We start from the raw sequence: 23,046 nt of genomic DNA on the forward strand, positions 1-23,046 counted from the left end.
GCGCCCTTGCCCCGGCGCCCGCCGCGCCCGGGGGGGGTGGGGCCCGCGCGCTCCCCCGGGGGGGGGGGGGGGGGGGGGGGGGGGGGCCGGCCCCCCCCCCCCCCCGGCGGCGAAGGTGCCCCGTCGTCCTCTCGGTGTCACCGTGAAGAGAGCCCCGGACGGGGTATGCGAACCGAAGGAACGACGAGCGGAGGGTACCGATGTTCGAGGCCGGTGACATCCGGGAGTGGCGCGGTCACGACGTGGTCGACGCCGAGGCGCGCAAGATCGGCAAGCTGGAGTCGGTCTACGTGGACACGGCGACCGACGCCCCCTACTTCGCCACCGTCACGGTCGGCATGCCGACCCGGCACCGCCTGGTGTTCGTGCCCTTGGTGGGGGCGACGGTCGGCCCGGGGTACCTGAAGGTCGCGTATCCGAAGAACCTGGTCAAGGACGCCCCGTCGATCGACATGGACGGCGTCCTGCCCGCCGAGGACGAGAAGGCGGTCTTCGCGCACTACGAGCTGAGCTACCAGCCCGGGGCCGGCGGCGAACGGCGGCTGGCCCGCCGCTGACGGCACCACTCGGCGGAGGCCGCCATGGCATTGTTCCTGTTCCTGCTCCTCGTGGCCGTCGTGCTCGGCTTCATCGGGGTGCTCGCCAAGAGCCTGTTCTATCTGCTGGTCATCGGCGTGCTCCTGGCGATCGTCGCGTTCCTCTACGGCGGCCTGCGCATCCGGCGCAGCGGCCGCCGCCCCACCCGCTGAACCAACCCGACGGCCGGTGCGCCCGCGCGTGACCCGGCGCGACGACAAGCGCTTGCGCCCCCCGAACACGCCCCTTCGGCCCCGTGTGCGCCGGGGGTGACCTCATCGCGTCGGTAGGCCCGCACAACTCCTTGTCAGTGCGCGGACGTCGCCTGTATAACGTTGTAAATGTCAAGCAGGGACTCGGCGCCAGGCTCACGGTGACGACACCGTACCCGCACCGACCACCCGAGTCGGGCCGCTCTGAAAGGAATGCCGTGCGGGTCAGCCTCAAGGACGTCGCCGCCCACGCCGGAGTGTCCATCAAGACCGTCTCCAACGTGGTGAACAACTACCAGCACGTCACCCCCGCCATGCGCGAACGCGTGCAGCGGTCCATCGACGCGCTGGGCTACCGGCCCAATCTGGCCGCCCGTCATCTGCGCAAGGGGCGCACGGGCATCATCGCCCTCGCCCTGCCCGAACTCGGCAACCCCTATTTCGCCGAACTGGCCGCCGCCGTCATCGACGCGGCCGCCGCCCATGACTACATCGTGCTCCTCGACCACACCGGCGGACACCGCGAACAGGAGGTGCTGGTCAGTCAGGGGTTCCGGGCCCGCGTCATCGACGGCCTCATCCTCAGCCCCATCGAGCTGGAGCGGGAGGACCTGCGCGACCGCGATGAGAACGTCCCGCTGGTCCTCCTCGGGGAACGCGACTACGAACTGCCGTACGACCACATCGCCATCGACAACGTGGCCGCCGCCCGTGCCGCCGTCCGGCACCTCCTCGACCTGGGGCGCCGGGAGATCGCCTTCATCGGGGCGCGACGGGGCGGCAGCGAGACCGCCCAGCTGCGGGTGCGCGGCTGGCGCGAGGAGCTCACCGCCGCCGGACTCCCCGCCGACGACGGGCTGGTGGCCGCCACCGAAGGGTGGGGTCATGCGGACGGCGCCGCGGCGATGACCCGCATCCTCGACTCGGGGCGGCGGCCCGACGCGATCTTCGCCTACAACGACCTGATGGCGATCGGCGCGATGCGCGTGCTGTACGAGCGCGGGCTGCGCGTTCCCGAGGACACCGCGGTCGTCGGCTTCGACGACGTCGTCGAGGGGCGCTTCGGCGCGGTGACCCTGACCTCCGTGTCGCCGGACAAGGAGGCCATCGGACGGCTCGCCGTCGAATCGGTCCTCGCGCGGCTGGGCGGCGAGGCGCCCGAACCTCGGCGTGTCTGGGCGGACTACCGCCTGGTCGCCCGGGAGAGCACGCTCGGACGCGCGGCGCGGGAGGACGGCACCGCGAGGTGACGGGCCGGTGCGCCCGTGTGCCCTTCGCCGGTGCGTCGCGGGCGCGGGCCGCCTCGTGACGCGCCGGGCCCCTCCCGGTACCGGACACCCCCTGGCCGACCGGCCGACGGGGGCGTTCGGCATGCCCGCCGAGCGCGTTCCGCGGCCCCCGCGCGCCCCGTGTACGGCCGCCCCGCGGCGGCCGTACACGCCCGTCCGCCGCGCGCTTTCCCGGCACGGGGGGCAACAGCTCTCTGCACAAGGGGTTTACAGCGTCCTTCCAACGATGTAAAAACCTCTTGCGGCGGGCTGGACAACGTTGCCCGCCGGGGGAGAGGCACCGTTTCCTCACCTGCGTCGACTCCCCAGTTCCCTTTCAGCGTCGCCCGGATCGGGGTCACCATGCAGCGCACCACTCACCGTCCTCGCCTCTTCGCCCGCCCCGGGGTCGTGGCCCTGGCCGCCGCGGTGGTCTTGACCGCCGGCGCCTGCGCGAAGTCGGAGGACGACGCGTCGAAGGACACGAAGTCCCCGGCCGCCGCGGGCGCCGAACAGAAGGCCGTCACACCCAAGCCGGGCAGCAAGTCCTGCACCATCGACGCCTACGGCGCCAAGAAGATCGACCTGAAGAACGCCACCGTCGGCTTCTCCCAGTCGGAGAAGGAGGCCAACCAGTTCCGCATCACCGAGACCCGGTCCATCAGGGACGAGGCGAAGAAGCGGGGCGTCAAGCTGCTGACGGCCAACGCCCAGTCGCAGTTCTCCAAGCAGATCAGCGACGTCCAGGACCTGCTCGCCAAGGGCGCCGACCTCCTCGTCATCGCCCCGCTCAACTCCGACGGCTGGGACCCGGTGCTCCAGGCCGCCGCCGCGAAGAAGGTCCCGATCGTCACGATCGACCGCAAGATCAACGCCACCGCCTGCAAGGACTACGTCTCCTTCATCGCCTCCGACTTCGTCGAGCAGGGCAAGCGCGCCGCCGACCAGATGATCGAGGCGACCGGCGGCAAGGGCGAGGTCGCCATCCTGCTCGGCTCCGCCGGAAACAACGTCACCACCGAGCGCACCAAGGGCTTCAAGGACCGGATCGCCGAGAAGGCCCCGGACCTGAAGGTGGTGTTCGAGCAGACCGGTGACTTCGCCCGCGAGAAGGGCCAGCAGGTCACCGAGCAGCTCATCCAGTCCAAGCCCGGCATCAAGGGCATCTACGCCGAGAACGACGAGATGGGCCTCGGCGCGGTCGCCGCGCTCAAGGGCGCCGGCAAGAAGGCCGGCGACGTCAAGATCGTGACCGTCGACGGCACCCGCAACGCCGTCCAGGGCATCGTGGACGGCTGGATCAGCGGCGTCATCGAGTCCAACCCGCGCTTCGGCCCGCTGGCGTTCCAGACCCTGGACACCTTCACCCAGGGCAAGGACGTCCCGCAGGACATCATCATCCAGGACGGCGCGTACACCGCGGACAACGCCAAGACGGACATCGCCAAGGCGTACTGATCCACCCCGGGGGCACGGGCGACCGTGCCCCCTCGCCTCCCCCTCACCACGTTCCGCACCCTTCACTACCTGGAGGCACAGGTGGCACCCCCCGCCGAAGTCCTCGCCGTCCGCGGACTGAGCAAGACCTTCCCCGGCGTCCGGGCCCTGGACGACGTGGACCTCACCCTGCGCGCAGGCGAGGTCCACGCCCTGATCGGCGAGAACGGCGCCGGCAAGTCGACCCTCATCAAGCTCCTCACCGGCGTGTACCGCCCGGACGCCGGCGAGATCACCTTCCAGGGCGGAAAGGTCTCCTTCGCGACCCCCCTGGACGCGCAGAAGGCGGGCATCTCGACCATCTACCAAGAGGTCAACCTCATCCCGCTGCTCAGCGTCGCCCGCAACCTCTTCCTGGGCCGCGAACCCCGTAACCGCTTCGGCGTCCTGGACGTCGCCCGGATGAACCGGGAGGCCGAGGAGATCCTGCTCGGCTACGGCGTCCACGTCGACGTCCGCCGGCCGCTGCGCACCCTCGGCGTCGGCGCCCAGCAGATGGTGGCCCTGGCCCGGGCCGTGGCCACCGACGCCCGCATCGTCATCATGGACGAGCCGACCTCCTCGCTCGAACCCCGCGAGGTGGAGACCCTGTTCACGGTGATCCGGCGCCTGCGCGACGCGGGCATCGCCGTCGTCTACGTCAGCCACCGCCTCGACGAGCTGTACGCCGTGTGCAGCACGGTCACCGTGCTCCGCGACGGCCGGCGCGTCCACCACGGGAATCTGGCCGACCTCGACCGGCTCTCCCTGGTCTCCACCATGCTGGGCCGCGACCTGGGCGAGGTCCGCGAGGAGGGCGTCACCAAATTCACCGGCGACCACCACGCCGCCGACAGCGAACCGGTGCTGGACGCCGCCGAACTGACGGTGCCGCACAAGCTGCACCAGGTGTCCCTGAGCATCCGGCCCGGCGAGGTCGTCGGACTCGGCGGACTGCTCGGCTCCGGCCGCACCGAGACCGCCAAGGCCATCTCCGGCGCCCTGCCGCTCCGTTCGGGCCGGGTCACGGTCGCCGGGACGCCGCTGCGCGGCGGTTCGGCGCCGGCCGCGATCCGCGCGGGCATCAGCCTGCTGCCCGAGGACCGCAAGAGCGAGGGCATCGTCCCCGGCCTGTCGGTCCGGGAGAACATCGCGCTCGCCGTCCTGCCCCGCCTGTCCCGCTTCGGCCTCGTCTCCGAGGCCAAGGTCGACAGCGTCGTCGACACCTTCATGAAGCGGCTGCGGATCAAGGCGTCCTCCCCGCACCAGAAGGTCGGCGAACTGTCCGGCGGCAACCAGCAGAAGGTGCTGCTCGCCCGCTGGCTCGCCATGAACCCCAAGGTGCTGCTGCTCGACGAGCCCACCCGCGGCATCGACGTCGGCGCCAAGGCCGAGGTGCAGAAGCTCGTGGACGAACTGGCCGCCGACGGCCTGGGCGTCCTGCTCATCTCCTCCGATCTGGAGGAACTGATCGAAGGGTCCGACCGCGTGGTCGTGCTGAAGGACGGCGCCGTCGTCGGTGAACTCACCGGCGACGACGTCACCGAGGACAAGCTCATGCGCACCATAGCCGGGGACAGCCGGCCGGAGCCGGTGGCCGAGGAGGTGGCGAGCGATGGCTGAGGCCACCCTGCGCACCGCCCCGCTGGACCGCACCCGGGTGCTCCAATGGCTGCAGACCTACGGCGTCTACGCCGGCGTCGCCGCCCTGCTCGTGGTGAACATCGTCATCACCCCGCACTTCCTCTCCGCGGAGAACTTCCGCACCCAGGCCGTCCAGGTCGCCCCCGTCATCGTCGTCGCCCTCGGCATGGCCCTGGTCATCGGCACGGAGGGCGTCGACCTGTCCGTCGGCGCCGTGATGGCGCTGGCCGCGTCCGTCACCGCGCTGTACCTCGGCTACGGTCTGCTGCCCGCGCTGCTCGTGGTCGCGCTGTTCGCCGCCGCGGTCGGCCTGGCCAACGGGGCGCTCGTCGCCCTCGTCGGTGTCCAGCCGATCGTCGCCACCCTGGCGCTCATGGTCGGCGGCCGCGGCATCGCCCTGGTGCTGCTGCCCCAGCTGAAGGACCTGCGCAACCCGTCGCTGGCCTCCCTCGGTTCGGGCGCCGTCGCCGGCATCCCCTACCTCATCCTGATCGCCGCCGCCCTGGCCCTGCTGGTCGCCTTCGTGGTGCGCCGCACCACCTTCGGCCGTCAGCTCCTCGCCATCGGCGACAGCCGGCCCGCCGCGCAGCTCGCCGGTCTGCCGGTACGCCGCGTGCTGATCCTCGTGTACGTCGCGTCGGCGCTGCTCGCCGCCGTGGCCGGTGTGCTGGCCACCGCCCGCCTCCAGGCCAGCGACCCGACGTCGCTCGGCAACCTCATGGAACTGTCGGCGATCACGGCCGTCGTCGTCGGCGGCACCCCGCTGACCGGCGGCCGGGTCAACATCGCCGGCACCGTGGCGGGAGCCGTCCTCATCCAGCTGCTCACCGCCACCCTCATCAAGCACGATCTGCCGCCCTCCTGGACCCAGATCGCCCAGGCCGTAGTGATCGTCGCCGCGGTGTACGCGGCACGGGGACGGGGGAAGCGATGACCGTCACGAAAGCGGACGTACCCGTGACCACCGCGAGCAACGAACCGGCGGGGGAGAGCGAGCCGGTCGGCTCCGCCCGCTCCGAACGGCTGAGCGCCCTGATCCAGCAGCACGGCGCGCTCGCCGTGCTGGTGATCGTCTCCCTGGTGGCGTCGTTCTCCTTCGACTCCTTCGCCACCGGCGACAACGTCAGCAACATGGCGACCAGTTCGGCCTTCCTGGCGATCGTCGCGCTCGGCATGACCTTCGTCATCATCACCGGCGGCATCGACCTGTCCGTGGGCTCGCTGTTCGCCCTCGGCGGCGTCCTCGCCGCCTGGGGATCACGGCACGGCACCCTGGTGGCGCTGCTGCTGCCGCTACTGGTGTGCGGGCTGATCGGTGTCGTCAACGGGCTCCTGGTCGCGAAGTCCCGGCTCGCCCCGTTCATCGTCACCCTCGCCGCCATGCTCGGTGCGCGCGGCCTGCTGCTGGCCATCACCGACGAGGGCGCGGACACCTTCCTCATCGGCAAGGGCTCCGTCCTCGCCGAACTCGGCCAGGGCACGACCCTCGGCCTCGGCAACCCGGTCTGGATCACGCTCGCCCTGTTCGTCGCCGGTGCCGTCGTGCTGCGCCGCACCCGGTTCGGACAGCACGTGTACGCGGTCGGCGGCAACGAGGACGCGGCGGCCCTGATGGGCGCCCCGGTGGCCCGGACGAAGATCCTCGTCTACACGCTGTCCGGGCTCCTCGCCGGTCTGGCGGGCGCGCTCAACGCGGCCTGGCTCGCCTCCGGCGTCACCATCCTGGGCAGCGGCATGGAACTGGAGGCCATCTCCGCCGTGGTCATCGGCGGCACGCTCCTGACCGGCGGCCTCGGCTACGTCAGCGGGTCCCTGGTCGGCGTGCTGCTGCTGAAGGTCATCCAGAACGTCATCAACCAGATCGGCTCCCTCGACTCCTCCTACCAGCAGGTGGTCAGCGGCGCCTTCCTGGCCCTCGTCGTCATCGCCCAGACCTGGCTGGGCCGCAGAAGGCAACTCATGTGACGGGTCCAGGGTCCGGCCGGCCGCGCCCCCACGGCCGGCCGCCGGACCCGGTTCCGGGCGACCGGACTCCCCTCCGGCCGTCCTGAGGGGGTGTCCGACCCCTCCCCACCCGCCCCGCGGGCGGACGACGGGAAGGGTCGGACACCCTCTGGCACGCGCACGTCTCCCCACCCCACGAAGCAAGGAGGCACGATGCGTCGAGTACCCGCAGGCCGGCAGAGGTTCGCCTGGCTGAGACGGCGAGCGCGGTGGGCGACCACCGCACTCGCCGTGTTCGCCCTGGCCGCCGGCACGGCCCTGACGGCCACCGGATCCGCGGCCGCCGCACCCCGGGCGTGGACCCCCAAACCGTCCCCCATGACCACCCCGTGGACCAGCCAGGTCCCCACCGACACCCCGCTGCCGGAGTATCCCCGGCCGCAGCTGACCCGCCCCGACTGGGCCAACCTCAACGGCATCTGGGACTTCGCCGTCACCTCGGCGGACGCCGGACAACCCGCCACGTTCCCCGAGCAGATCCGGGTCCCGTTCGTCGCCGAGTCCGCGCTCTCCGGCATCCAGCGCAAGATCACCCAGAACGACAAGCTCTGGTACAAGCGCGCCTTCACCGTGCCCGCCGGCTGGAACGGCCGTCGCGTCCAGCTCAACTTCGGCGCCAGCGACTGGCGGACGACCGTCTGGGTCAACGGCCAGCAGGCCGGGGCCACCCACAGCGGCGGCTACGACGCCTTCTCCTACGACGTCACCGACCTGCTCACCACCGGCACCAACACCCTCGTCGTCTCCGTATGGGACCCCACCGAGACCGGCACCCAGGCCATCGGCAAGCAGCGCATCCGTGACGTCGCCCCGCACCCGGGCGGCGGCATCCTCTACACCGCGGCGTCCGGCATCTGGCAGACCGTGTGGCTGGAACCCACGGCCTCCGCGTACGTCAGCCGTCTCGACATGGTGCCGGACCTGGCGAACAACCGCCTCAAGGTGACGGTCCGAGGCACCGGGACCAACGGCCACCAGGCCCGCGTCACCGTCTCCACCGGCGGCACCACGGTCGGCACCGCCACCGGCCCGGCCGGCACCGAGTTCACCGTGCCGGTCCCGAACCCGCACCTGTGGACCCCGGAGGACCCCTTCCTCTACGACGTGAAGGCGGACCTGCTGTCCGGCGGGACCACCGTCGACTCCGTCGGCAGCTACACCGGCATGCGCACCATCTCCCTCGCGAGCGTCGGCGGCCATCAACGCCCGGTGCTCAACGGCAGGTTCGTGTTCCAGACCGGCACGCTCGACCAGGGCTACTGGCCGGACGGCATCTACACCGCGCCCACCGACGCGGCCCTGCGCCACGACCTGCAGAAGCACAAGGACCTCGGCTTCAACATGGTCCGCAAGCACATCAAGGTCGAACCGCAGCGCTGGTTCTACTGGGCCGACCGCCTGGGACTGCTGGTCTGGCAGGACATGCCGTCCATGGAACGCACCCCCGACGCCGCCGCCCGCACCCAGTGGGAGACCGAGTACGACCGGATCATCGACCAGCACCGCAGTTCCCCAGCCCTCGTCCTGTGGGTCAACCAGAACGAGGGCTGGGGCCAGTACGACCAGGCCCGCCTCGCCGACAAGGTCAAGGCGTACGACCCCTCCCGCCTCGTCGACAACATGAGCGGCGTCAACTGCTGCGGCGCCGTCGACGGCGGCAACGGAGACGTCGTCGACCACCACGTCTACGTCGGCCCCGGCACCACCGTGCCCAGCGCCACCCGCGCCGCCGTCCTCGGCGAGTTCGGCGGCCTGGGCTTCAAGGTCGCCGGGCACGAGTGGTACCCGGGCGGCGGCTTCAGCTACGAGGACCAGCCCGACCTCGCCCATCTGAACAACCGGTTCGTGGGACTGATCGACGCGATCCGCGAGGTGCGCATGCCACGCGGCCTGTCCGCCTCGGTCTACACCGAGATCACTGACGTCGAGAACGAGGTCAACGGCCTGCTCACCTACGACCGTCAGGTGGTCAAGGTCGACGAGGCCCGGGTGCGCGCCGCCAACCGCGCCCTGATCGACGCCTCGCGCGGGACGACGGCCCCGCTCACCCTTCCCGTGGACCAGTACCGGTCCCTGCGGGTCACCACACCCGGCTACACCGACCGGTACATGCGCCACAAGGACGGGGCGGTCTTCACCGAGGTGGTGAACGTCGGCAGCGACAGCCTGCTGAAGAACGACGCCACCTGGCGGATCGTCCCCGGACTGGCCAACAACACCTGCTACAGCTTCGAGTCGCGCAACTACCCCGGTCAGTACCTGCGGCACCGGGAGTATCGCGTCTACAAGGAGGCCGGCAGCGGCGACCTGTACCGGGCCGACGCCACCTTCTGTCCCGTCCGGGGCGCCGACGGCGGCGTGCGGCTGTCGGCCTACAACTTCCCGGAGCAGTACCTGCGCCACTATAACGCCGAACTGTGGCTCGCCACCCCGGGCGGCACCCACACCTGGGACAACCCGGCCCTCTTCACCCAGGACACGACCTGGGCCGTGGAGGCGCCCTGGGCGCCGTGACGACGCGGTAGCCGCCCGCCCACCCATCCTGGACAGGTGTCCATGTACGCTGGACACCTGTCCAGGAGCATGTCCGAGGGGTGGGGTCACCGATGCAGACGACGGCGAGGGTCCTGGTCGGTCTGGTGGCGGCGCTGCACGCCTACATCCTGGTGCTGGAGATGTTCCTCTGGCAGAAGCGGCCCGGCCGCGCGCTCTCCGGCTTCGACGCCGAACTCGCCCGCGCCAGCGCGCCGTTGGCCGCGAACCAGGGCCTCTACAACGGGTTCCTGGCCGCCGGCCTGGTCTGGGGCCTGATCGCCGACGACCCGACCGGGTTCCAGGCACGGGTCTTCTTCCTCGTGTGCGTCCTCGTCGCCGGCCTGTACGGAGGCGTCACCGCCAACCGCCGCATCCTCGTCGCCCAGGCACTGCCCGGCGCCCTCGCGCTCGCCGCGGTCCTGCTCGCCCGGTGACCGGCCCCGAAGGCGACGCCCGCGCCGTCCGCACCCGCGCCAGGCTGCGCCGCGCGCTGCTCGACTCCTGCGCCGAACAGCCGCTGGCGGAGGTCAGCGTGGCCGCCCTCGTGCGGCGGGCCGACGTCGGCCGGGCCACCTTCTACGTCCACTACGCCGACCTCGAAGCGCTCGCGGTCGACGCCTGCGCGGACGTCGTACGCGACGCGGTGGACGCCCTGCACGCCTGGCGCGGCACCCCCGACCCCGCGTCCCCGCCGCCCGCACTTCTCGGCTTCTTCGCCGGGCTCACCGCGCACGCCGGGCTCTACCGCGCGCTGCTCAGCCCCGGTGGCGCAGGACCCCTGGGCCGGCAGCTCCACCAGGACCTGCGCGCCCGCAGCCGCGGCGAACGGGCGCTCGTCGGCGCGCCGGAGCCGGACCTCGTCGCCTCCGCGGTCGCCTCGGCCTTCACCGGGGTCCTCGCCGACTGGCTGCACGGCCTCGTCCCCGGCGGCCCGGACGAGGTCGCCCACCGCGTCTGGTGCCTGCTCATCGCCCTGCACCGCACCCCGCTGCCCTGAGACGGCGGACGGCCCCGGCGGGAAACACTCCCGCCGGGGCCGTCCGTGCGCCGAACCGCTACGGCTTCCCGTCCGTGTAGAGCGCGCTCACCTCCTCGGCGGTGAGCGCCTCGTCGAACGCCTGGACCTCGTCGACGGCACCGTTCCAGAAGTCGGTGTCGTTGCCGCCCCACTGGGCCCGGCCGACCGCGAGGGAACCGGTGCTGGGGTAGGCCGCACCGCCGGTGGCGGTCGCCGCCCGTTTCCCGTCGACGTACAGCGTGATCGTGTTGTCGCCGCCGTCGCGGACGCCGACCAGGTGGTACCAGCGCCCCTTCTCCGGGGTCGTCACGAGCCGGGCGCGGTGCTCACCCGGGGTGCTGAAGGCGAACGCCCCCTGCCCGTACTGGAGGTAGAACGGGCTGGCCTGGCGCCGGGTGTCCTGGCTGACCGCGGTGGCGTAGTTGCCCGGCACCTCGTCCAGTCGTACCCACGCGGACACGGTGTAGCTGCCCGTGGTGTCGAGCACCGGACCGGCGGTCTCGGCGTACTGCCCCTTGCCGTCGAACTTCAGCGCGCTGCCGCTGACACCGGGCGTCCAGCTCGTGCCCTCGCTGAGGGTGAGGGGCTTCTTGTTCGGGCCGTCGTCCTTCGCCGTGGTCCCGGTGCCCTCGTCGAGGGACCAGTGCCCACCGCCCTTCAGCGGGAGCCGGTCGCCCGCCGAGGCGCCGGCGGCGATGACCTTCCGGTTGATCTCGCGGACCCGCGCCGGGTCGACCTTGATCTCCCGGCGGTCGTACGTGTAGAGGCCGTTGAGCTCGTTCTCCAGGTCCGTGATCTGCGTGTACACCGAGCCGGACAGCTCGGCCGCGGCCTGGTCCAGGTAGAACTTCTCCGTGTTCTCCACGTACTTGCGGGTCAGCGCCTCCTTGGTGTCCACGCCGCTGTAGATCACGGTCGGGGCGCCCGGCCACATGTGCCCGGGGGAGCGCAGCGTGAAGCCGCCGTGCTCGCCGTCCATCGCCGCGCGCTCGGCGTCGGGGAACGGCGGGTCCTCGTTGTTGTAGTCGTGGTGGTCGATGATGTCGCCCTTGCCCGAGTCACCCTTGGAGTTGCAGCAGTTCACACCGCTGTGGGCGTTGACGACACGGGACGGGTCGGCCTCCTTGACCGCCTCGGTGATCTTGCCGGTCTCGGTGCGGTCCCACTCGCCCCAGCCCTCGTTGAAGACGATCCAGCCGATGACGGAGGGGGCGTTGTGGTGCTCGCGCATGATCTCGCGGCCCTGGTCGACGAAGGCGGTCCGCCCCGTCTCGTTGGTCAGGTTGCCGGAGACGAAGTCCTGCCAGACCAGCAGGCCGAGCCGGTCCGCGTGGTAGAACCAGCGCGCCGGCTCCACCTTGATGTGCTTGCGCACCGCGTTGAAGCCGAGCTCCTTGTGCGCCTTCAGGTCGAACGCGAGCGCCTCGTCGCTGGGGGCCGTGTACAGGCCGTCGGGCCAGAAGCCCTGGTCGAGGGTGGCGAGGGAGAAGACAGGCTTGCCGTTCAGTACCAGCTTCCGGAAGCCGCCGACCTTCGCCACGCCGATCTCGCGCATACCGAAGTAGCCGCGCACCTTGTCCGTCGACCTGCCGTCGGTGAGCGTGACGTCGAGGTCGTAGAGGTACGGGTCGTCCGGGCTCCACAGGTGCTGGTTCGCCACCGGCAGCCGCAGCTGCCTGCCGGCCGGTCCGCTGACCTTGCCGACGACCTTGCCGCGCTTGTCCCGCGCCACGGCCTCGACCCGGGCGCCCGGGGACGCCTTGGCCGACTCCACCGTCACCGCGAGCGTGCCGGAGTCGATGTCCGGGGTGGAGACAACGTTATCGATCGACGCCTTCGCGACCGGTTCCATCCACACCGTCTGCCAGATGCCCGACGACTGGGTGTAGAAGATGCCGCCCGGGTTCGTGGACTGCTTGCCCATCGGCTGGTCGGCGCCACCGGTGTCGGTGACCGCGACGACGATCTCCTGGGGGCCGGAGCCCTTCAGCGCGTCGGTGATGTCGGCGCTGAACGCGTCGTATCCACCGGTGTGCTCGGCGACCTTCGTGCCGTTGACGTAGACCCGCGCCTGGTAGTCGACCGCGCCGAAGTTCAGCTTCAGCCGGTTGTCCTGGCCGCTCTTGCCGACCTTCCAGTCCTTCGGGACGGTGATCGTGCGGCGGTAGAACATGTGGTCCTCGTGCCGCTCCAGCCCGGAGAGCTGCGACTCCACCGGGTACGGCACGACGATCTTCTCGCGCAGGTCCTTGCCGAACGCGGGCTGCTCACCGGCCTTGGCGCCGCTGAACTGCCAGGTGCCGTTGAGGTTCTTCCACTTGGAGCGCACCTGCTGCGGGCGCGGGTACTCCGGCAGCGGGTTCTTCTTGTCGACCTTGTCGCCCCACCGGGTGGTGAGCCGGTGCGTGGAGGCGTTCTCCGCGTACCGGATGACCTTCGGGACGGTCTCGCCGCCGGACGTCAGGCCGCCCTCGCCGTCGTAGCTGACGCGCACCTGCTGGGCCTTCTGGATGGGCTCGGCGAGGGTCACGATCAGCGAGTTGCGGTCGTCGGGGGCCACGGCCACCGACTTCAGGGGCATGGCCGTGGTGTCGGCCTCGATCTTCAGATGGTCCTTGACCGTGCGCAGGTCACCGACCGTGCCCTCGAAGCGGGCGCGCAGCTTCCTGCCGTCCGCCCCGACGGTCAGCTCCACCGGGTAGACCTCGAAGCCCTCGGGCGGGGTGAACGCCGACATGGGGACGAGCTGCTTGGCCAGGCCGGGGCCGGACCAGCGCAGGAACATGTTGGCGCCGCCGAAGTCCTGGAACATCTCCAGCCGGAAGTCGTGCTTCTCCCCGGCGTTCAGCCGGATCTTGGCACTGGTCTGTTCCTTGTCCCAGTCGGGCTCCCAGTGGTCGATGACCGGCTCGCCGTCGATGAGGAGCCGGAAACCGTTGTCGCCGATGGCGTAGAACGTGTAGTCGCCGGTCTCCGGGGCCTCGATCTGGCCGGTCCAGCGGGCGGTGGTGTGCTCCGTCCGGCCGGTCAGCTCCTGGAACGTGCTGGTCAGACCCGAGAAGTTGATCTGCGGCTCGAGGAGCGTGCCGCCGAGCTGCGCGAAGTCCCGGGCGCCCGGCGCCGACATGGCGAAGTACTCGCCCTTCAGCCCGTGCACCACGACGTCGGACGCCTTGGCGGAGGGGGCCTGCGCGCTGCCGGCCGACTCCGCCGCCGACGCCGTGGCGGCCAGGCCGCTCGGGGGGACGACGAGGGCGGCCGCGGCCAGCAGCGCCCACACTCTGGCGCGTGGGCGGTTGTGTTGTCTTGTCATCGAACCTTTCCTCGCACGGAGGCCGCGGACCGGTGCCGGTCGTCCGGCGGGCTATGGGCCCGCCGGTACACGGGTGGGTCGCAAGACCGGCACGGACGCGGTCGGGGCGGCTCTTTCAACGTTGGAAAATCTTGCGACAGCGGAATGACAACACGCTCTTCGGACGGCTGTCCAGACCTCGCGCAGCACTCTGTCGCTCAGTCACCACGGCACGCACCGCGCCGACATGGGGCACGGGCGGCTCACCGAAGCGCTGCCGCCACCGCGCGATCTGCGGCTTTGCGGCCGTGGGCGTGGGGAGTTCAGCCGCAGTCGTACGTGAACCGCGCGTCCGCCGTCAGCCGGGCCGGCGACAGGATCTCCACCTCGGCCTCGGCCGTGCGGCGGCCCTGGCCCTCGAAGGTCCAGCGCAACGTGAGGCGCGCCTGCCGCTGGTCGCGGGCCACCACCTCGCGCAGCACCCCCGAGGCCGTCCCGTCGCTGCGGGTCCACCGGTAGGTGAGCGTGCCCGGACGGCCGTCCGTCGCCACCACGGCGACGACGTCCGCGGTGCCGTCGCACGGCAGCACCGCGGGCCGGGCGGTGACCGCCACCGAGCGCACCCCGACGGACGGCCCGAGCCGCTGCCAGGCCAGGAACGCGAGGACGCACAGCAGTACCAGCGCGGGCAGGGCGTGCCGGCGCAGCCGCCGGGGGGCCGGTGCCGGGGGCGGCGGCAGAGCGGGCAGCGTGCGGTGGGTGCGCTGGGCGACGGAGGCGGTGACGCCGGGGCCGAAGCGCAGCACCGTGTTTTCGGCGCGGTCGGGCCGCGGCGCCGGGGCGACGAGGGTGCCGTCGGCGTCCGGCGCGGGCCGCTGGATCCAGTGGCTGCCGAGCACGGTGGCGCTGTAGCCGGTGTCCTCCGCGGGCTCCGTTCGGCGCGGGCCGAGGTCGGCCGTCCGGTCGTCGGGCGCGCTCATCGGAGGTCACACTGCCGGGTCAGGAGCTGCTGGGAGGCCGCCCCGCCGGCGGCGGCGGGAGCGGTCGTGGCCTGCACGGACCAGGAGCAGCCCCGGTTCTGGAAGGTGTGGTCGACCGGGATCGGGTACTGGGTGGCGCCGCTGCGGGTGAAGGTCTGGGCCGCCCCGTCGGCGGAGCCGGGCAGCCCGGCGAGGTCGCCGGTGGACCAGGAGACCGTGACGGAGACCGGGCCGGTGCCGTCCGTGGTGACGACGACGGTCGCGGTGGCGGTCGTGGGGCCGGTCTGCGTGAAGCCGGACACCGCCACGTCCTTGACGGCCGGCGCGGTGGGCGTCGCGGGCGTCGTGGGCGGAGCGTCGGGTGACGGCGACGCGGTGCCGCCCGTGCCTCCGGGTGTCGTACTCCCCGTCCCGGAGGGAGTGCCGGAGGCCGGGGCACTCGTGCCGTCCGTGGCCGCCGCCGGGGTGGGCGGCTCGTCCGGCGAGGACGACGCCGAGGGGGACCCGGACGCGGAGGCCGAGGGGCTCGGCGTGCCGGGCGCCGGCGCGCCGGGCCGGGCGTTGGTCGTGGCGGCGGCCTGTGCCGTGTCGCGTGCGGCGTCGTCCGGGGCGAACGGGACCCCGTATGTCAGGAGCACCCCGAGGAGCACGGCGGCGGCCGCCGCCAGCATCCCGGCCCGGCCCGGCAGCCACGCCCGCACGGGGCCCGGGCCCGGCGCGGGGCCGAGCACCGTGCGCGCGGTGTCCGTGGTCCCGCGGGCGCCGCCCCGGGCCGAGGGCAGCAGCAGGGGCAGCAGGGCCACCAGCGCCGCGAGCCGGTCCCGTCCGCGGTCCTCCCAGCCCGCCCCGTACGCCGCCCCGGCCACCGCCTCGAGCTCCCGGACGAACTCCGCGGCCCGCGCGGGGCGTTGCGCCGGGTCCTTCGCCAGCCCACGGCGCACCAGCTCACGTACCGGCTCGGGCGCCTCCTCGGCGGGCACGGGTGCCTCGACGTGCCGCAGCGCCAGCTCGGCGATGTTGTCGCCCGCGTACGGCTTGCGGCCAGTGAGGCACTCGAAGAAGGTGGCCGTGGCGGCGTACACGTCGGCGGCGGGGGAGGCGGGCGCACCCGTCCACTGCTCCGGCGCCATGTAGGACGGCGTGCCCGCCACCCCGGCGTCGGTGCCCGCGTCCACGGCGATGCCGAAGTCGACCAGCTTGGACGTCCCGTCCGGCAGCACCAGCACGTTCTCGGGCTTGTAGTCGCGGTGGACGACGCCGACCCCGTGCGCGTCGGCCAGCCCGAGCAGCGAGCCCTTGAGGACGACCAGCGCGGCCTCGGGCGTCAGGGGACCCTCACGGGTCAGGAGGGTCCGCAGCGAGACGCCGTCCACCAGCTCCATGACGATGGCGGCGCCCCGCGGGCTCTCCACGTACTCGTACAGCCCGGTGACGTACGGACTCTCCAGCCCGCCCAGCAGCCGTGCCTCGGCGCGGAAGTCGTGCACGAAACCCGGCCGGGTGCGCAGGGACTCGCTCAGGTACTTCACAGCGACCGGGACACCGGTCTCCTCGTGGACGGCCAGCACGACCCGGCCGCTCGCCCCCGACCCGAGCTCCAGCGACCCCGTGTATCCGGGCACTTCCCACGTACTCATGCGCGTCCCCCCCAGGCCGCCTGTCGGCACCGGCGGGCCGTCTCGCCGCCGCACCGGAGCCCCGGCCGTCCGGCGGCGGCCGTGTCCTGGGCTCAGAGACACATTTGCGGCCGTTGCGGTTGCGTGGCCAGAGCGGACGCCGAGGCGTGCCCCGACCGTGACAAAGCCGTCGCGGACCGACGACACGGGGAGCCTTCGGCCCTCTCCGCGGATGCCTGTGACGGAACATGTTTGCTGCCGCGGGGAGCGGCAACGCGGTGTCCATGAGCCCATCCAACAACGACACCAACCACGATTCCGCAACCGCCAAGAAGGCGGCTGCCAAGGCAAGTCGGGCCACGTCGCGGGCGACCGCGCCGGCGTCGAAGGCCGCGGACAAGGCGGCGGACAAGGCCGGTGACACGGCGTCAGCCGCCGTGAGCACGGCCGAGCGGACCGCCAAGGCCACCTCCGCCGTCGCCCGGTCGGCGGCGCAGCGGGCCGACGCCGGACGCAAGGCCGTGGTGGCCGCGTCCGGGCAGGCCGTCGCCCTCGCGACGACGGCCTGGACGGTCCTCGCCAACCGCAAGGCCATCGCCGCCGGAGTCGGCACGGGACTGGCGGTGCTGGGCGCGTCCTCGTACGCGGCCGGACGGCGCGCGGGCCGGCGCACGCTGGGCCCGATCACCCGGCTCACCGGTGGCCGGATCTGATCGCCGAGCCACACCGGTCCGTGAGACGGGCCGGCCCACCGGCACAGCAGGGCGGTGGCGCCTTCGCACCGACAGCGAGGCGCCGCCGCCCTGCCGTGTACGGACGGCCGGCGCGCCCCGCACCCCCGACGTCCCGTTCAGGGCCGTGCCCTGCGCCCTACCACCCCCGAGGCCATGTCCGCCGACCCGCACCCCTTGGCCACGCCCCCTTCGGCACCCGCCGTCGCACAGCGGTCGCGCCGCGTCCCTGAAACCTGGCTGCCCGCCCTGCGCCGCACCCCGGGGTCGATGTGGCGCGACGACATCTCCGACTACGCGGCCGCCCTCACCTACTACGCCATCCTGGCTCTGCTGCCCGCGCTGATGGTCACCGTCGTGGCGTTCAGCCTGATCGGCCCGGACACCGCCGAGGACTTCATCCGGCACGTCACCGCCTACGCCCCCGGGCAGGCGAGCGGCCAGCTGCACGACGCGCTGGCCGCCACCCTGCGCAGCGGCACCGCCGCCTGGACGCTGCTGGGCGCGGGAGCCGTGAGCGCGCTGTGGTCCGCGAGCAGTTACCTCGCCGTCTTCCGGCGCGCCCTGCACCGGATGCACGGCGTGGCCGACCAGCGCTCGCCCTGGCGCACCGCCCACCGCATCCTGCTGACGGCCTTCGCCCTGCTGGGTCTGCTCCTGCTCAGCTCGCTGGTACTCATGCTGTCGGGACCGGTCGCCGAGGCGGCCGGCCGGGCCCTCGCACTCGACGTCATGGCGGCCTGGGCCTGGACCCTGCTGCGCTGGCCGCTGCTGCTCTGTCTGGCTGCCCTGCTGGTGGTCACCGTGTTCCACACCGGCCCCACCCAGGCCCGAACCCGGCACCGCAGCCTGCCCGGTGGCGCCCTGGCCGCCGCCCTGTGGCTGGCCGTCTCGGGCCTCTTCGCCCTCTACACCTCGGCCCTGAGCACATACAGCCGGCTGTACGGCTCACTCGCGGGTGTCGTGGTGTCCCTGATCTGGCTGTGGCTGTCCAACCTGGCCCTGCTCGCGGGGGCCCAGTTCACGGCGGAACTGGGCAAGGCGGAGGAGCGGCGCCTCAACGCCGTGATGGGTGAGTCGAGTTGACGAGGCGGGCGTTCCCTCAGGCGGCCGGTTTCGGGTCGATCCACAGGGCCTCCGACAGCGCGCACAGCTCGCCTTCGGCCGTCGCCAGCGCCACGCCCATCGTGTGTTTGCGGCCGCTCTCCGACAGCAGCCAGGCATAGGACACATGCGGCTCGCCCGCCGTCACCGGCCGTAGGATCGTCCCCGTCAGGGAGGCCGTGACCGCGCCCGGCCACTGGGTGCCGAGGAAGCGTCCCGCCCAGTGCCCCGGGCAGTCCAGGGCGCCCCAGACCAGGACGTCGGGCAGCAGCCCGTCGGGACCGGCGAACGTGGGGGACGGGGTCCAGCCCGTCGCGACCAGATTCCGGCCCGGCACCGGGGAGCAGTACACGCGCAGACCATGGTCGGGAGTGCGCAGTCCGCAGCCGAAGCAGTCGACCATCGCCTGCGGCGGCTCGGCCCGGAACCGGTCGGCCGCGGCCGACGCCTCCTCCCAGGACGGCGCGCCGGGCGCGTCGAGCGTCGACTCGGCCGGACGCGCCGTGGCCAGCGGTCGCTCCGGATCGCCCAGCTCCACCCCGCCGTCGCCCGTCCCGGCCAGCCGGACGGGCACCTCGACCGGCACCGGCCCGCGGAAGTCGACCCGGACCGTCCCCGCCCCGGACGCTTCCGCGAGCACTCCGGCGACGTACCCGCCGAAGGCCACCCCGGGGTAGCCGGAGTACAGCTCGGGCACCACGATCGCGTCACTCGGCGTCATGATCCCCACTTCACCACACGGGGCCGGCCGTCACCATTCCTTGATCGTCAATTCGCCGTGCACCTGCGAGGATCCCGGCACACGACAGAGCCACCTCGCGTGGCTGGCAGGGAGGGACTCCGTATGACCACGGTCGACGCGTACCAGGACCGCTGCGAGCAGCTGTTCACGGCGGGGGGCAACGCGGCCGTGCGGCGCGCCGCCCAGGAGGGCCTGGACGAACTGGGCCCCCACCCCGACCTGTACTGCTGGCTGGCCCTCGGGCACGCGGCCGAGGACGACGACGATCACGACGACCGCGCGGAGGAGGCGTTCCGGGCGGGACTCGCGCTCGACGCCGACCACCTCGGGCTCCTCGCCGGCTACGCCGAACTGTGCCTGCGCGCCGACGCCTTCGAGTACCCCGGTCGTGCCGCCCGCGCCCGTGTCCTCGCCGGGCGCCTCGACGAGCTGGCGCCGGAGTCCGCGGAGGCCCAGCAGGTCGCCGCCGCGCGACGCTGGGCGAATCGCAGTTACTGGGACGAGCTCAGATGGGGCGCGGCCGCCGCCATGGTCACCGGCCACGACACCGAGGAGCAGGCCCGGACCCTCGACGCGGACCTCCGGAAGGGCGGCGGCACGGCGCCGGGGGAAGCGGACGCCGTGGACCGGGACGCCATCGTGCGCGCCGCGACCCTGGAGGCGCTGTCCGGCTCCTGGAACGCGCCCGTACGCTTCCTCGGCCGGCACCGCACGGCCGCCTGGACTGGCTGCGGCATCCTCTGCGTCCTGACCAACACCGTGCTGCGGCAGACCGGAGCCGTCGACTCCCTCAGCCTGTGGGGCGCGCTGTGGGTCGTGCCGCTCCTGATCGTCGACCGGCGCTTCGCCGCCGTCCGCAAGGAGGCGGAGGCCCGGCACATCGCCGCGCTCGAAGCGTCCCTGGCCGGGCGGCGGTGACCGGCGGGCCGATCAGATCTCCTGCTGGGGCCAGCCCAGCAGGCGCGCCCCGATCACGGCCGTCTGCAGGGTGTACCGGTGCATGGGGTCGGCGGGGTTGGCGCCGGTCAACTGGTGGATGCGCTCCAGCCGGTAGGTCAGCGCCCGCACGCTGAGCGACAGCCGGCGGGCCGCCTCGGCGGCGGTGCAGCCGGAGTCGAAGTACACCTGGAGGGTGCGCAGCAGCGGCTCCGCACCGCCGCGGGCGTTCCGCAGCGGACCCAGCGCACCGAGCACCAGGTCGGCCATGGCCTGCCGGTCGCGGGCCAGTACCGGATAGACGAGCAGGTCGGCGGCGTGCACCACGGGGTCGTCCAGGCCGAGGCGCTCGGCGAGTTGGAGGCTGTTCAGCGCCTCCTCGTAGGAGTGCACGACGCCGCCCGCCCCGGACCGGGGCCGGCCGATGGCCACCCGGCTGCCGTCCGTGGCGGCGTGGGCCTGCTTGGCGAAGTGCAGCAGGACGTCATGGTCGTCGCCGGGCGCGATGCAGACCAACTGCCCGTTCTTGGTGGCGAGAAGGATGTGCCGGTCACCGAAGCGCGCGATGAGCGCGTTCTCCACGTGCCGGGTCACGGGGTCGGTGTCGTCGTACGCCTCCGGCCCCTCGGCGACGGCCACGGCGTGCGCCCGGGACAGGACCAGCCCGAACCGCTCCGCCCGCTCGGCGAGCCGCCCCAGGTCGCTGCGGCCGTACAGCAGGTCGTCGATGAACTCCCGGCGCGCGGCCTCCTCCTGGCGCACGGCCAGGCGCTGCGCGCGCTCGTAGCCCTCCGCGAAGGCGTCGACGGCCTGCTCGACGGCCGCCAGCACGCTGTCGGGGTGACGCGGCGGGGACGGCCAGTCCTCCCGGGTCGCCCTGAGGTGCGCGCGGACCAGGGTTCGCAGCGTGTGCCCGTGGTCGGCGGCCTGTTCGCCGAGGGCGCGCCGGGACTCGATCTCGTCCCGGGTCAGTCGGCGTCCGGTGGTGGAGACATCCGCGAGGATCTCCGCGTACCCCTTCAGATACGGCCTCATCGCCTCCGGCTCGCTCACGCCCCCGCCCCCCGTCCCTGGTGCGCCGTCGCCGGCCGGGTGACGGGCGTCGGCATGCAGACCCTAGTGAACTCTGCCGGGAACCGGCAATGCGGAAGGTGTCTCCCCGCTCCATCATGGCCCGTGGGGAGCACCACGGATGGTTGCGGTGCCGCGGTTCTGCCGGTTCTCGGCAGGACCGCGGCACCGCAGCCGACGCTTGTCCCCGGCCGGGCGGTTCGGATGTCGGCGGACTGGCGTGATCGTGGCGTCGTCGTGCGGCGGTGGTTCTCGTGGAGGGTGCGGATGCGGCGGCGCCGGGTCTCCTTGGGATTCCTACCGGCCCGAGGGGAGATACGCGGGGGAGTCCAGGGCCTGCGGCATGACATGGCCCTCGCGGATCAGCGGCGGTGGCGGGTGCCCGCAGTTGGTCCGGTGAACGTCATGTTCCTCGGCGGGCGGGGTCCTTGGAGGCCGGACGGCCCGGTGCCCCGCGTTCGGCCGTTTGTCCGGCGGTTGGTCCGCACGGGGGACTTCGACGGTGTTACAGGTGTAAATCATTCCCCAAGGGGCACTCGGGGTTCAGCTCGGCGCGATCGGCGCCGGGCTCCGGTGTGTGGTGCCGGCACTCAGCCTGTTCGTCGCGGTGACCCCGCCGGGTGCGGGCTGCGTGCTCACAGAGGGGACTTGCCATGATCCTGCCGTCCGAGAAGGAACTGCGTGCCGCGCTGGCCCGCTTCGCCGAAGTGCGTTTCGCGCACGACGTGCACCCCACAGCTCACAGCGGCCGCGCCCTCGAGGACGCCACGTACACGCTCTGCGTCATGGTCGGGACCCGCACGGTCGCCGAGGCGCTGGCGGCGGCGGATGTGCTCCTCCAGCGGTTCGTCGCCGACCGCAAGGGCACGGCGATCCAGGGGGACAAGACCCTGGCGGCCTGACGGACCAGCCTTTCCAGCCGCCACGATCCCGGGCATGGCGCCGCGCGCGCCGTGCCCTCGTGTCGTTCCAGGGCCGGTGCCGGGTCGGCCGGGAATGAGCGGGCCCCGCCCCGCGTTCCCCCGCACGACCCCCGGGTCCGCCGCTCCTCCTCGCGCCGGCGTCGTCGGCGGGGGAGGGAATGAAACAGCGGGTTCGGTGGTTGAACCCACTGTCTGACATGCTCGAGTCAGCCGGCTCGTGTGCGGACGGAAAGGAAGGCCCCCCATGGCACGCAGCACCGCACGTCCCGTCGTGAAGCTGAGGTCGACGGCCGGTACCGGCGTCACGTACGTGACCCGCAAGAACCGTCTCAACGACCCCGACCGACTGGTCCTGCGCAAGTACGACCCGGTCGCCGGCGCGCACGTCGACTTCCGCGAGGAACGCTGACGCCCGCGTCCCCACCCGAACCACGGCAGGCCCCGGCGAAAGGACATCCCATGAGGCCCGGCATCCATCCCGACTCCCGTCCCGTCGTCTTCCGTGACCGCGCGTCGGGGCACGTCTTCCTCACCCGTTCCACCCTCGACTCCGCACGGACGATCGAGTGGGAGGACGGCCAGACCTACCCGCTGGTGGACGTCGAGGTCTCCTCGGCGAGCCACCCGTTCTACACCGGTACCTCGCGCGTCATGGACACCGCCGGACGCGTCGAACGGTTCGAGCGGCGCTACGGCCGTACCGCCGCCGCCCGCTGACGAGGGACACACCGGTCCGTCGAGTCCGAGAGGAGACCGCGATGAAGGTACGCAACTCACTGCGCTCGCTGAAGGCCAAGCCCGGCGCCCAGGTGGTGCGCCGCCGCGGCGTGACGTACGTGATCAACAAGAAGGACCCGCGCTTCAAGGCCCGCCAGGGCTGAGCGTCGAGCCCACGGCATCGGCCCGGCATCCGCGTCC

Annotated in this window: 22 protein-coding genes; 17 read left to right on the forward strand and 5 right to left on the reverse strand. The window is 72.5% G+C overall.

From position 1 onward, the window contains the following. Positions 1 to 200 precede the first annotated feature (200 nt). From ACFRAC_RS28770 to ACFRAC_RS28815, 10 genes are all read left to right on the forward strand, one after another. A complete protein-coding gene (locus ACFRAC_RS28770; protein WP_382933540.1) occupies positions 201 to 557 on the forward strand; it encodes a PRC-barrel domain-containing protein in 357 nt (118 codons plus the stop codon). Between the two features lie 24 nt (positions 558 to 581). Further along, positions 582 to 749: a hypothetical protein gene (locus ACFRAC_RS28775; protein WP_382933543.1), complete on the forward strand. Its 168-nt coding sequence runs from the start codon at positions 582 to 584 to the stop codon at positions 747 to 749. Between the two features lie 257 nt (positions 750 to 1,006). Next, entirely contained in the window at positions 1,007 to 2,038 is a 1,032-nt protein-coding gene (locus tag ACFRAC_RS28780; RefSeq protein WP_382933549.1) for a LacI family DNA-binding transcriptional regulator, read from the forward strand. Between the two features lie 381 nt (positions 2,039 to 2,419). Continuing rightward, positions 2,420 to 3,514, forward strand: a complete 1,095-nt coding sequence (locus tag ACFRAC_RS28785; protein ID WP_382933555.1) for an ABC transporter substrate-binding protein — start codon at positions 2,420 to 2,422, stop codon at positions 3,512 to 3,514. Positions 3,515 to 3,595: 81 nt separating this feature from the next. Beyond that, positions 3,596 to 5,155, forward strand: a complete 1,560-nt coding sequence (locus tag ACFRAC_RS28790; RefSeq protein WP_382933775.1) for a sugar ABC transporter ATP-binding protein — start codon at positions 3,596 to 3,598, stop codon at positions 5,153 to 5,155. Next, positions 5,148 to 6,110 (forward strand): ABC transporter permease, encoded by a 963-nt coding sequence (locus ACFRAC_RS28795; RefSeq protein WP_382933562.1) that lies wholly within the window; start codon positions 5,148 to 5,150, stop codon positions 6,108 to 6,110. The genes ACFRAC_RS28790 and ACFRAC_RS28795 overlap by 8 nt, the downstream gene beginning before the upstream one ends. Next, complete coding sequence (locus ACFRAC_RS28800) at positions 6,107 to 7,141, forward strand: ABC transporter permease (protein WP_382933571.1); 1,035 nt, start codon at positions 6,107 to 6,109, stop codon at positions 7,139 to 7,141. The genes ACFRAC_RS28795 and ACFRAC_RS28800 overlap by 4 nt, the downstream gene beginning before the upstream one ends. Before the next feature lie 192 nt (positions 7,142 to 7,333). Then, positions 7,334 to 9,694 (forward strand): AbfB domain-containing protein, encoded by a 2,361-nt coding sequence (locus ACFRAC_RS28805; RefSeq protein WP_382933579.1) that lies wholly within the window; start codon positions 7,334 to 7,336, stop codon positions 9,692 to 9,694. A 92-nt stretch (positions 9,695 to 9,786) separates the two neighbouring features. Continuing rightward, positions 9,787 to 10,149: a DUF1304 domain-containing protein gene (locus tag ACFRAC_RS28810; RefSeq protein WP_382933583.1), complete on the forward strand. Its 363-nt coding sequence runs from the start codon at positions 9,787 to 9,789 to the stop codon at positions 10,147 to 10,149. Beyond that, positions 10,146 to 10,712, forward strand: coding sequence for a TetR/AcrR family transcriptional regulator (locus ACFRAC_RS28815; protein ID WP_382933588.1), 567 nt, complete (start codon positions 10,146 to 10,148; stop codon positions 10,710 to 10,712). Before ACFRAC_RS28810 ends, ACFRAC_RS28815 begins: the two co-directional genes overlap by 4 nt. A gap of 58 nt (positions 10,713 to 10,770) precedes the next feature. On the opposite strand, the gene ACFRAC_RS28820 is transcribed toward ACFRAC_RS28815, so the two are convergent. The 3 genes from ACFRAC_RS28820 to ACFRAC_RS28830 form a co-directional block, all read right to left on the reverse strand. Then, the gene (locus tag ACFRAC_RS28820; RefSeq protein WP_382933593.1) at positions 10,771 to 14,046 is read right to left on the reverse strand and encodes a LamG-like jellyroll fold domain-containing protein; all 3,276 of its coding nucleotides are present in this window, start codon (positions 14,044 to 14,046) and stop codon (positions 10,771 to 10,773) included. Positions 14,047 to 14,348: 302 nt separating this feature from the next. After that, the gene (locus tag ACFRAC_RS28825) at positions 14,349 to 15,005 is read right to left on the reverse strand and encodes a hypothetical protein (protein ID WP_382933597.1); all 657 of its coding nucleotides are present in this window, start codon (positions 15,003 to 15,005) and stop codon (positions 14,349 to 14,351) included. Further along, positions 15,002 to 16,642, reverse strand: a complete 1,641-nt coding sequence (locus tag ACFRAC_RS28830) for a serine/threonine-protein kinase (RefSeq protein WP_382933602.1) — start codon at positions 16,640 to 16,642, stop codon at positions 15,002 to 15,004. The genes ACFRAC_RS28825 and ACFRAC_RS28830 overlap by 4 nt, the downstream gene beginning before the upstream one ends. Before the next feature lie 257 nt (positions 16,643 to 16,899). Between ACFRAC_RS28830 and ACFRAC_RS28835 the strand changes: the two genes are divergently transcribed. Further along, positions 16,900 to 17,334 carry a hypothetical protein gene (locus ACFRAC_RS28835; RefSeq protein WP_382933605.1) on the forward strand — a complete coding sequence of 145 codons (435 nt, stop codon included), beginning with the start codon at positions 16,900 to 16,902 and terminating at the stop codon, positions 17,332 to 17,334. A gap of 174 nt (positions 17,335 to 17,508) precedes the next feature. Further along, complete coding sequence (locus ACFRAC_RS28840) at positions 17,509 to 18,438, forward strand: YihY/virulence factor BrkB family protein (RefSeq protein ID WP_382933610.1); 930 nt, start codon at positions 17,509 to 17,511, stop codon at positions 18,436 to 18,438. Between the two features lie 16 nt (positions 18,439 to 18,454). Here ACFRAC_RS28840 and ACFRAC_RS28845 read toward each other — a convergent pair whose 3' ends face one another. After that, entirely contained in the window at positions 18,455 to 19,177 is a 723-nt protein-coding gene (locus ACFRAC_RS28845) for a hypothetical protein (protein WP_382933615.1), read from the reverse strand. A gap of 123 nt (positions 19,178 to 19,300) precedes the next feature. On the opposite strand from ACFRAC_RS28845, the gene ACFRAC_RS28850 reads away from it, so the two are divergent. Continuing rightward, complete coding sequence (locus tag ACFRAC_RS28850; protein ID WP_382933619.1) at positions 19,301 to 20,116, forward strand: hypothetical protein; 816 nt, start codon at positions 19,301 to 19,303, stop codon at positions 20,114 to 20,116. Positions 20,117 to 20,128: 12 nt separating this feature from the next. On the opposite strand, the gene ACFRAC_RS28855 is transcribed toward ACFRAC_RS28850, so the two are convergent. Continuing rightward, complete coding sequence (locus tag ACFRAC_RS28855) at positions 20,129 to 21,169, reverse strand: PucR family transcriptional regulator (protein WP_382933780.1); 1,041 nt, start codon at positions 21,167 to 21,169, stop codon at positions 20,129 to 20,131. Positions 21,170 to 21,858: 689 nt separating this feature from the next. Between ACFRAC_RS28855 and ACFRAC_RS28860 the strand changes: the two genes are divergently transcribed. The 4 genes from ACFRAC_RS28860 (at position 21,859) to ykgO (ending at position 23,009) form a co-directional block, all read left to right on the forward strand. Then, positions 21,859 to 22,107: a DUF5133 domain-containing protein gene (locus ACFRAC_RS28860; RefSeq protein ID WP_382933623.1), complete on the forward strand. Its 249-nt coding sequence runs from the start codon at positions 21,859 to 21,861 to the stop codon at positions 22,105 to 22,107. A gap of 265 nt (positions 22,108 to 22,372) precedes the next feature. Continuing rightward, the gene (rpmG, locus tag ACFRAC_RS28865; protein WP_361350629.1) at positions 22,373 to 22,537 is read left to right on the forward strand and encodes a 50S ribosomal protein L33; all 165 of its coding nucleotides are present in this window, start codon (positions 22,373 to 22,375) and stop codon (positions 22,535 to 22,537) included. Between the two features lie 50 nt (positions 22,538 to 22,587). Next, complete coding sequence (locus ACFRAC_RS28870; RefSeq protein WP_382933636.1) at positions 22,588 to 22,845, forward strand: type B 50S ribosomal protein L31; 258 nt, start codon at positions 22,588 to 22,590, stop codon at positions 22,843 to 22,845. A 41-nt stretch (positions 22,846 to 22,886) separates the two neighbouring features. Further along, positions 22,887 to 23,009 (forward strand): type B 50S ribosomal protein L36, encoded by a 123-nt coding sequence (ykgO, locus tag ACFRAC_RS28875; RefSeq protein ID WP_062672424.1) that lies wholly within the window; start codon positions 22,887 to 22,889, stop codon positions 23,007 to 23,009. Positions 23,010 to 23,046: the final 37 nt, after the last annotated feature.

The organism is Streptomyces sp. NPDC056628 (assembly GCF_042792555.1).
Lineage (GTDB): Bacteria > Actinomycetota > Actinomycetes > Streptomycetales > Streptomycetaceae > Streptomyces.

Bases quoted from the DNA above. Each gene is read 5' to 3' on its own strand.
- ACFRAC_RS28860 (WP_382933623.1), top strand. From the start codon at position 21,859: ATGATCCTGCCGTCCGAGAAGGAACTGCGTGCCGCGCTGGCCCGCTTC.
- ACFRAC_RS28870 (WP_382933636.1), top strand. From the start codon at position 22,588: ATGAGGCCCGGCATCCATCCCGACTCCCGTCCCGTCGTCTTCCGTGAC.
- ykgO (WP_062672424.1), top strand. From the start codon at position 22,887: ATGAAGGTACGCAACTCACTGCGCTCGCTGAAGGCCAAGCCCGGCGCC.
- ACFRAC_RS28775 (WP_382933543.1), top strand. From the start codon at position 582: ATGGCATTGTTCCTGTTCCTGCTCCTCGTGGCCGTCGTGCTCGGCTTC.
- ACFRAC_RS28855 (WP_382933780.1), bottom strand. From the start codon at position 21,169: ATGAGGCCGTATCTGAAGGGGTACGCGGAGATCCTCGCGGATGTCTCC.
- ACFRAC_RS28785 (WP_382933555.1), top strand. From the start codon at position 2,420: ATGCAGCGCACCACTCACCGTCCTCGCCTCTTCGCCCGCCCCGGGGTC.
- ACFRAC_RS28845 (WP_382933615.1), bottom strand. From the start codon at position 19,177: ATGACGCCGAGTGACGCGATCGTGGTGCCCGAGCTGTACTCCGGCTAC.
- ACFRAC_RS28810 (WP_382933583.1), top strand. From the start codon at position 9,787: ATGCAGACGACGGCGAGGGTCCTGGTCGGTCTGGTGGCGGCGCTGCAC.
- ACFRAC_RS28830 (WP_382933602.1), bottom strand. From the start codon at position 16,642: ATGAGTACGTGGGAAGTGCCCGGATACACGGGGTCGCTGGAGCTCGGG.
- ACFRAC_RS28850 (WP_382933619.1), top strand. From the start codon at position 19,301: ATGACCACGGTCGACGCGTACCAGGACCGCTGCGAGCAGCTGTTCACG.
- ACFRAC_RS28820 (WP_382933593.1), bottom strand. From the start codon at position 14,046: ATGACAAGACAACACAACCGCCCACGCGCCAGAGTGTGGGCGCTGCTG.
- ACFRAC_RS28795 (WP_382933562.1), top strand. From the start codon at position 5,148: ATGGCTGAGGCCACCCTGCGCACCGCCCCGCTGGACCGCACCCGGGTG.
- ACFRAC_RS28770 (WP_382933540.1), top strand. From the start codon at position 201: ATGTTCGAGGCCGGTGACATCCGGGAGTGGCGCGGTCACGACGTGGTC.
- ACFRAC_RS28805 (WP_382933579.1), top strand. From the start codon at position 7,334: ATGCGTCGAGTACCCGCAGGCCGGCAGAGGTTCGCCTGGCTGAGACGG.
- ACFRAC_RS28800 (WP_382933571.1), top strand. From the start codon at position 6,107: ATGACCGTCACGAAAGCGGACGTACCCGTGACCACCGCGAGCAACGAA.
- rpmG (WP_361350629.1), top strand. From the start codon at position 22,373: ATGGCACGCAGCACCGCACGTCCCGTCGTGAAGCTGAGGTCGACGGCC.
- ACFRAC_RS28825 (WP_382933597.1), bottom strand. From the start codon at position 15,005: ATGAGCGCGCCCGACGACCGGACGGCCGACCTCGGCCCGCGCCGAACG.
- ACFRAC_RS28840 (WP_382933610.1), top strand. From the start codon at position 17,509: ATGTCCGCCGACCCGCACCCCTTGGCCACGCCCCCTTCGGCACCCGCC.